Genomic DNA, 6361 nt, shown 5'->3' with positions numbered 1-6361 from the left:
CTGCCGCGGCTCGCGGCGGCGGACTGGAAGGTGCGGGCCATGGGCCCGCACCCGCCGGGTCCTGACGCCGCCCCGCCCGTGGACGTTGAATGGGTGACTGGTTCCGTCCTGGATGAGACGTCCCTGGCCGAAGCGATGGCGGACTGCGACGCCGTGGTCCACCTGGCCGCGCGAATCACCCTGTGGCGACGCGACCCCGCGGCCTGGCGACTGAATACCCGTGGTCCGGCGCTGGTGGCGGCCGAGGCCCGGCGCCGTGGCATCCGCATGGTGCACTGCTCCTCAATCCATGCCCTGGATTGCTCCGCTGACGGAACTATCACCGAGGCGACGCCATTGGCGGGTGTGGAGCGCCCGCTTTACGATCGCTCCAAGGCCGTCGGGCAGCGGGCGGTGTTGGCGGAGGTGGCCAAGGGCCTGGATGCGGTGATCTGTCTGCCCACCGGAATCATCGGCCCGATCGACCGCGGTTCGCGTGTGAACGGGCTTATTCTCGCCGCCGCGCGGGGTCGTAAGGTGACGGTAGCGGGCGGCTTCGACTGGGTGGATGTGCGGGACGTCGCCGCGGGCATCACGGTGGCACTCGACTGGGGCAGGGCGGGGCGCTCCTACCTATTGAGCGGCGCACGTGCGCAGATCTCCACCCTGATGTCACTCGGCGCGATCCTGGCCGGACGGCCGCCACTGCGCCTGGCATTCCCTTTGGAATGGGTGCGGCCGTTGGCGCCCTTAGGGGAAGTGGTGGGTAGTCGGCTCGGCACAGACGTCTTCACGCCGGCCGCGCTCGGTGCCCTGGCCGACAGCCCGACGGTCTCCAATCGGCGGGCCCGCGAGGAACTTGGCTTCCTGCCCCGGCCCCTGGCGATGACCGTGCGGGACCTACTGGTCTCCGCGGAGATCGACGTGTCCGCTGGGGCGGGCGTCGGTGGGCGCTGAGAGCCCGGCAGTCGGCCCGTTGCACGCAAAGAATCCGAGCGCGGAACGCGAAACCGCATGACGGCGCGGAAAATGGAACTGGGCTGGGTGCGCTTAAGGTGCTCCTGTGTGCAACGAGGGGCTCATTGCACACCGGAACGGGAACACGTTTTTCGGCCCAGGAAGCAGATCGTTGTAATTCCGCGGATAAGTCAGGGTGGGCGGTGCCGGGGTCTGCGCTATTGCGTGCAACTCACTGCGAGGTGCCGATGTTGAAGATCCAGCGGATGCCGAAGGGGTCCACGAGCACGCCGTTGAGGTCACCCCAGGGCGTCTCCAACAGCGGCTCGATGATCTGCGCGCCCCGGGCTAGGCCCTTCCAACAGTCGGTCAGACGCTCGCGCTCCTCTCCGTTCAGACATAGGGCGACGGCGGAGCCGACTGCCACCGGTTAGGGTCTAGTTTGGAGAGAAAACCAGACGTCTTGTGTCATGGACGGGGAGGGCAGATGCGGGCGGATCGGCTGCTGCGCATGATCTGGATGCTGAGCGGACGCTCCGCACCGACGCCGGCGACGGAGCTCGCCGATCGGCTCGATGTCAGCGTTCACACCGTACTGCGCGACGTCGAGGCCCTTTCCACCTACACATAGATGGACCTTGGTTAAGTTTGGCATCTTGGCGGGAGGCGGCCCGTTTGGCGGGTACGGCACCAGCCGCCGTCCCGTAGGCCGATGTCGAAGTGGTGAGCAGGTTACTGCGCCTGGAGCGGGTCGAAACGAGGGATGTGCAAGGTGAGATGGGCCCTGGGCAGAAGAACCATAATCTGACGGGCGCCGTCGTGTGTTAGTGCCGTGGCCACCTCGCTTCGACTCTTGGATCCGTCGTCAGCATGTATGCGGCCGCGAATCGCGGGCGACAAGTTTGCAGGCTTCACTGACGCTCATGAATCTCACAATGACTCCGCCAGGTGTGGCTAGGCAACGGTGGATCCGGACACGATGAGGTGACCGGGGATCTTCTCAACTCCGGGATGCAGGTGGCCCTCCATTGCTTCGCGCAGACGTTTGGCCGCGATTCGGCCGATACGCTCAAGGCCCATATCGACGGTTGTCAGACCCGGTCGACAACCGTCGACGACCACCCGCCAGTTGTCATGCCCTGTCACTGCTACGTCTCCGGGCACATTCACACGGTGGTCACGGAGGTAGTCCAGCGCGCCGCGAGCGATCTGGTCGTTTCCACACACAATGCCGTCGATGGACGGGTCCCGACTCAGGAGCGCACGAGTGGCACTGCGTCCCCATACCTCGCTCCACTCACCATACAGAGGGCTTCCACCAACGAGTTCCAGCCCCGCTTCGGCCAATGCGGCCAACGATCCAGCGGCGCGGTCGACTGATGCGCCGTAGTCTTGGTCCCCTTGAATGATCGCTATATGCGACTTGCCCTGGGCGATGAGGTGCTCGGTAGCCATGCGGCCAGCTAGAACGTTGTCTGCGACGATGGACGTGTCGGAGGGGTCGACGGACGGCGCATAAGCGTAGACAACTGGTACGGGGATCCGCTTACCCAAGGAGGGGCGCGGATCGGGGCGGGCGCCAACAACAACGAGCCCGTCCACTCTGCGTTCGAGCATGCTGGCGAGGTGGTGCTTCTCGCGGATCGAGTCACCTCGAGCGTCACAGAGCATGACGGAGACCTCGTTCACGCCAAATGCGTTCTCGATCCCCATGAGCAGGGGGATCGAGAAGCGGCCCACAAGGTCGTGGGTTATGAGGCCGACGGTGTTGGTCCGACCGGTCGCGAGGCTGCGGGCGACTGTGCTGGGGGAGAACCCGAGAGTCCGGGCGGCTTCACGAACGCGGGAACGGGTTGAGGGGCTCACTCCGTCGCGGCCGTTGAGCGCCTTGGAAGCAGTCGAGAGGGAAACGTTCGCCCGGTCGGCAACGTCCGCGAGCGTAACGGGGCGGTCAGGATTGGCTTCGCTCCTAGGCTGATTGCCACTTTCGAAAGTGACGGCGCGTGTCATGGGAAGACGGTACCGCTTCGGACGTCGGCGAGCAAGCGCTGGAATGGCGCCTAAAAAAGCCTATGGCATAAGAGTTGTACATCCGCTACAGCTCGTAAGACTCCCGCTTGCGCAGAAACCTCTGAGCAAGTAACCTCAGTTTCGCAAGCGCTTTCGATGGTATGGGACACGGTCGTCACATAGAAGCGCTGAACCGGCTCAATGTCGAGATGGAGATACTCATGAGCACTCGAATGATGACTCGTCGCAGCCTCATACGGACCACCGCAGTCGTCAGCGCCCTCGTTGCCGCCGGAGGCTTGACTGCGTGCGGCAGCAAGTCGGGCGGCTCTGGCGCTTCCGAGGACGTAGTAATTCCGGCGGAAGGTACGGACGACGGCACCACCCTCACCATGTGGTCACGTGCGCCCTTGGAGCGCCAGGTCACCAACGCTGTCGACGCTTACAATGCCGGCCACAAGAACCAGATCAAGGTCGAGCTCCTTCCGAACGACGATGTTGAAGGCAAGGTCGGTGCCGCCATCCAGTCCGACGGTCTTCCCGACATTCTCGCCGGCGATGTCGTCCGCATCCCATACTGGGTGCAGCAGGGCGTCTTCCGGAACATGACCGAGCAGATCAACGGCCTGATCAACCTCGCCGATCTCCAGCAGGGCCACATCGACGCCGGGACGGTCGACGACAAGAAGTACACCCTTCCCTTCGTCACCGACATCTCGGTGATGGTATGGAACAAGGACCTCTACCGCGAAGCTGGGCTGGATCCGGAAGTCGGTCCCACCACTCTGGCGGAGTTCAAGGCCCAGGCGACCGCTGTCGCCGGGCTCGGCAAGGACAATGTGGCCGGAACCTACACCCTCGGGTCGTCCGGCGGCGGCTTGACCTTCACAATCTTCCCCATGCTGTGGGGCAACGGCGAAGAGGTTCTCAGCGAGGACGGGATGCAGTCCTACATGGCCTCCGCCTCCGCTAAGCGGATCTATTCCGCCTTCAACGACCTCGCGAAGCTCGATGGAGGCATCGGTGCCGGCTCTCAGGAGGAGACCGGAGCCACCTGGACTGCGCCCTTCGCCGAGGGACGCGTCGGCGTCATGCCCTACGCCTACACCTCTGTGGCGGCACTCTTCGACACTGCGGACTTCGAGATCGGTGTGTGCGCCATTCCGGGCATCGACGGTGGTAGCTCGACCTTCCTCGGTGGCGACGCAATTGGCGTCTCGCGTAACTGCACAAGTCCCGCTCAGGCATGGAACTTCATGTCTTGGCTCATGACCGATGAGGCGCAACAGCAGGTCTTCGCAGACAACAATGACACTGCGTCCTCGCTGACGGTGCTCGATACCGGCTATAAGGATGCCGACGAGCGCACCCGCATTGCCAATGCCACTATCGCCAACGGACGCACCCCCGTCGCCGTCAATTACGCCGAGGCATTCAACGCCGCCGGCAGCCCCTGGCAGCTCCTGATTCAAAATGCTATCTGGGGTGATGGTTCACAGATCGATGCCCAAAACGACGCCATCAACGCGGTCCTCGCACAGTGACCCCGGTTCTGCGTCAACTGCCAGCTCAAAGGCCAGCGCTGTCCGGTGTCGTCCGAGACCTGTGTAACGACGATGTCGGGGCGCATCCCAAGCTCCGGAGTACTTATGATTCAGCACAAGCCGTTCTTTGAGGATGAGCAACGGCACCGGCGTGCAGTGCACCGTCAGTGGTGCCGTGGTGGTGCCTTCGTTGCCCCCACAATCATCATGCTCGTGTTCTTCTTCATCGTGCCGATTGTGCTCGTCGTCGTGATGTCGGTGTCGAGGTGGACTTTGCTGGGAGGGCGTATGGGCGTCGCATTCCCAGACAACTTCAGGAGAGTATTCTCAGACCCGCTGCTCGGGCAGTCGGTCATCTTCACCTTCAAATACACGGTCGTCACCACAATCATCCTTCAGCCGATAGCCGTAGCCCTTGCGCTGCTCATACAGCAGTCGCGCCGATGGAACTCCATTGTGCGTACGGTCGTTCTCTTGCCCGCCGCGCTCGGAATTGCCTCGGCATCCCTGCTCTTCTACGCCATCTACTCTCCGCAGGTAGGACCGGTGACAAAGATCCTGGACGCCGTCGGATTGGCAGATGCCGGGACCTCGGTCCTCGGTACGCCTAATGGAGCGCTCGTCGCGACAGTAGTCCTCGTAGTGTGGCGCTTCACCGGTTACTACATGATCCTCACGTTGGTGGGGGTGCAAGCAATTCCTAACGAGGTCTATGAGGCCGCCAAGATCGATGGGGCGGGACCCTGGAGGACTTTTACTGATGTAACTTTTCCTCTGCTCAAGCCCACGCTTGCCATGACAACCATCATGTCCATCACCGGATCTCTGCTTGCCTTCGATCAGTTTTTCATCCTCACAAAAGGCGGCCCCAATAACGCCACAATGACGGTTGTCCAGCTCATCTACAAGTACGCTTTCGAGACCAAACGAGATCTAGGTATGGCCGCGGCTCTTTCGGTTCTCGTCCTTGTGGCGCTCGTGGCGATCAACGCGCTCCAGCTTAAGGCCATGGGTGTGAGTGACTCGGAGGAAGAGAGATGAGTGCCAAGAAGTTGAGCAAGAGCGTTTATTATCTGGGTACGGGCCTGCTTGCGATCTGCTTCGTCATCCCGCTGATATGGGCGCTTATCGCTTCGGTCTCCCCGCAGGCAGGGACCTCTCAGACGGTTGGCTACGGCTTCGGAAACTATGTCAAGCTGTTCACCTATGGTGCTGGATTACCCGCCTACCTCACAAACTCAGTGATCATCTCGGTCGTGTGTGTTGTCGTCACGCTTGTGGTGGCGACGAGCGGCGGATACGCGTTCGCCAGGTACCGCTTTCCTTTTAAGAACACTCTGTTCGTGTTGGTGTTGTCCGTCATGATGGTCCCGTATGCCGCGCTGCTCATCCCGCTTATTGTGTGGCTGAAGGACCTTGGCTTGTCGAACTCTCTCGTCGGCGTTGGCTTGGTCTTGGCGCTCTTCCAGCTGCCCTTTTCCATCTTCATGATGCGTAATGCGTTCTCGGCGTTGCCCCAGGAACTTGAGGATGCCGCCCTCATTGACGGCTGTGGGCCTCTGGCCGCCTTCCTGCGCGTCATGCTGCCTTCCGTCGTTCCGAGCTTGGTCACGATCGGCCTGTTCTCCTACCTTGCAGCATGGAACGACTTCATGGTTTCGCTGTACTTGCTCAATATGGACCACTCGCCTCTGCCTCTAGCACTAGTTAACATGCGCCAGCAGACGATCGGAGTCATCGACTACGGGCTTACGACGGCAGGCGTCGTCGTCCTGACTCTGCCCGCCTTCGTTCTCTTTCTGGCGCTCCAGCGCTACTACATCCGAGGTATTACCTCGGGCGCAGTCAAGGGCTGAACCGGCCTCATTCCA

General features: G+C 62.0%; 7 protein-coding genes. 5 read left to right on the top strand and 2 right to left on the bottom strand.

Annotated elements, in window-relative coordinates:
- Nucleotides 1-936, top strand: a 936-nt coding sequence (locus BN1056_RS01325) for an NAD-dependent epimerase/dehydratase family protein (RefSeq protein WP_210578447.1), incomplete at its 5' end; no start/stop codon positions are given.
- A 232-nt stretch (nucleotides 937-1168) separates the two neighbouring features.
- Here BN1056_RS01325 and BN1056_RS01320 read toward each other — a convergent pair.
- A complete protein-coding gene (locus BN1056_RS01320; RefSeq protein ID WP_210578446.1) occupies nucleotides 1169-1363 on the bottom strand; it encodes a VOC family protein in 195 nt (64 codons plus the stop codon).
- A gap of 60 nt (nucleotides 1364-1423) precedes the next feature.
- Between BN1056_RS01320 and BN1056_RS01315 the strand changes: the two genes are divergently transcribed.
- Complete coding sequence (locus BN1056_RS01315) at nucleotides 1424-1567, top strand: HTH domain-containing protein (RefSeq protein ID WP_210578445.1); 144 nt, start codon at nucleotides 1424-1426, stop codon at nucleotides 1565-1567.
- 323 nt (nucleotides 1568-1890) lie between these two features.
- Here the strand turns inward: BN1056_RS01315 and BN1056_RS01310 are convergent, their stop codons facing one another.
- The gene (locus BN1056_RS01310) at nucleotides 1891-2946 is read right to left on the bottom strand and encodes a LacI family DNA-binding transcriptional regulator (protein WP_210578444.1); all 1056 of its coding nucleotides are present in this window, start codon (nucleotides 2944-2946) and stop codon (nucleotides 1891-1893) included.
- A 221-nt stretch (nucleotides 2947-3167) separates the two neighbouring features.
- Here BN1056_RS01310 and BN1056_RS01305 point away from each other — a divergent pair, with 221 nt between their 5' ends.
- The 3 genes from BN1056_RS01305 (at nucleotide 3168) to BN1056_RS01295 (ending at nucleotide 6346) form a co-directional block, all read left to right on the top strand.
- A complete protein-coding gene (locus BN1056_RS01305) occupies nucleotides 3168-4490 on the top strand; it encodes an ABC transporter substrate-binding protein (RefSeq protein ID WP_210578443.1) in 1323 nt (440 codons plus the stop codon).
- Nucleotides 4491-4697: 207 nt separating this feature from the next.
- Nucleotides 4698-5531, top strand: a complete 834-nt coding sequence (locus BN1056_RS01300; protein WP_244671442.1) for a carbohydrate ABC transporter permease — start codon at nucleotides 4698-4700, stop codon at nucleotides 5529-5531.
- A complete protein-coding gene (locus tag BN1056_RS01295; RefSeq protein ID WP_210578441.1) occupies nucleotides 5528-6346 on the top strand; it encodes a carbohydrate ABC transporter permease in 819 nt (272 codons plus the stop codon). The genes BN1056_RS01300 and BN1056_RS01295 overlap by 4 nt, the downstream gene beginning before the upstream one ends.
- Nucleotides 6347-6361 lie beyond the last annotated feature (15 nt).

This window comes from Actinomyces succiniciruminis, assembly GCF_900002405.1.
GTDB lineage: Bacteria > Actinomycetota > Actinomycetes > Actinomycetales > Actinomycetaceae > Actinomyces > Actinomyces succiniciruminis.
This window is presented reverse-complemented; position numbering and strand designations above follow the sequence as displayed.

What these genes read in the sequence shown, in the direction of transcription:
- BN1056_RS01315 (WP_210578445.1), top strand. Translation starts at nt 1,424, where the DNA reads ATGCGGGCGGATCGGCTGCTGCGCATGATCTGGATGCTGAGCGGACGC.
- BN1056_RS01300 (WP_244671442.1), top strand. Translation starts at nt 4,698, where the DNA reads ATGCTCGTGTTCTTCTTCATCGTGCCGATTGTGCTCGTCGTCGTGATG.
- BN1056_RS01305 (WP_210578443.1), top strand. Translation starts at nt 3,168, where the DNA reads ATGAGCACTCGAATGATGACTCGTCGCAGCCTCATACGGACCACCGCA.
- BN1056_RS01295 (WP_210578441.1), top strand. Translation starts at nt 5,528, where the DNA reads ATGAGTGCCAAGAAGTTGAGCAAGAGCGTTTATTATCTGGGTACGGGC.
- BN1056_RS01310 (WP_210578444.1), bottom strand. Translation starts at nt 2,946, where the DNA reads ATGACACGCGCCGTCACTTTCGAAAGTGGCAATCAGCCTAGGAGCGAA.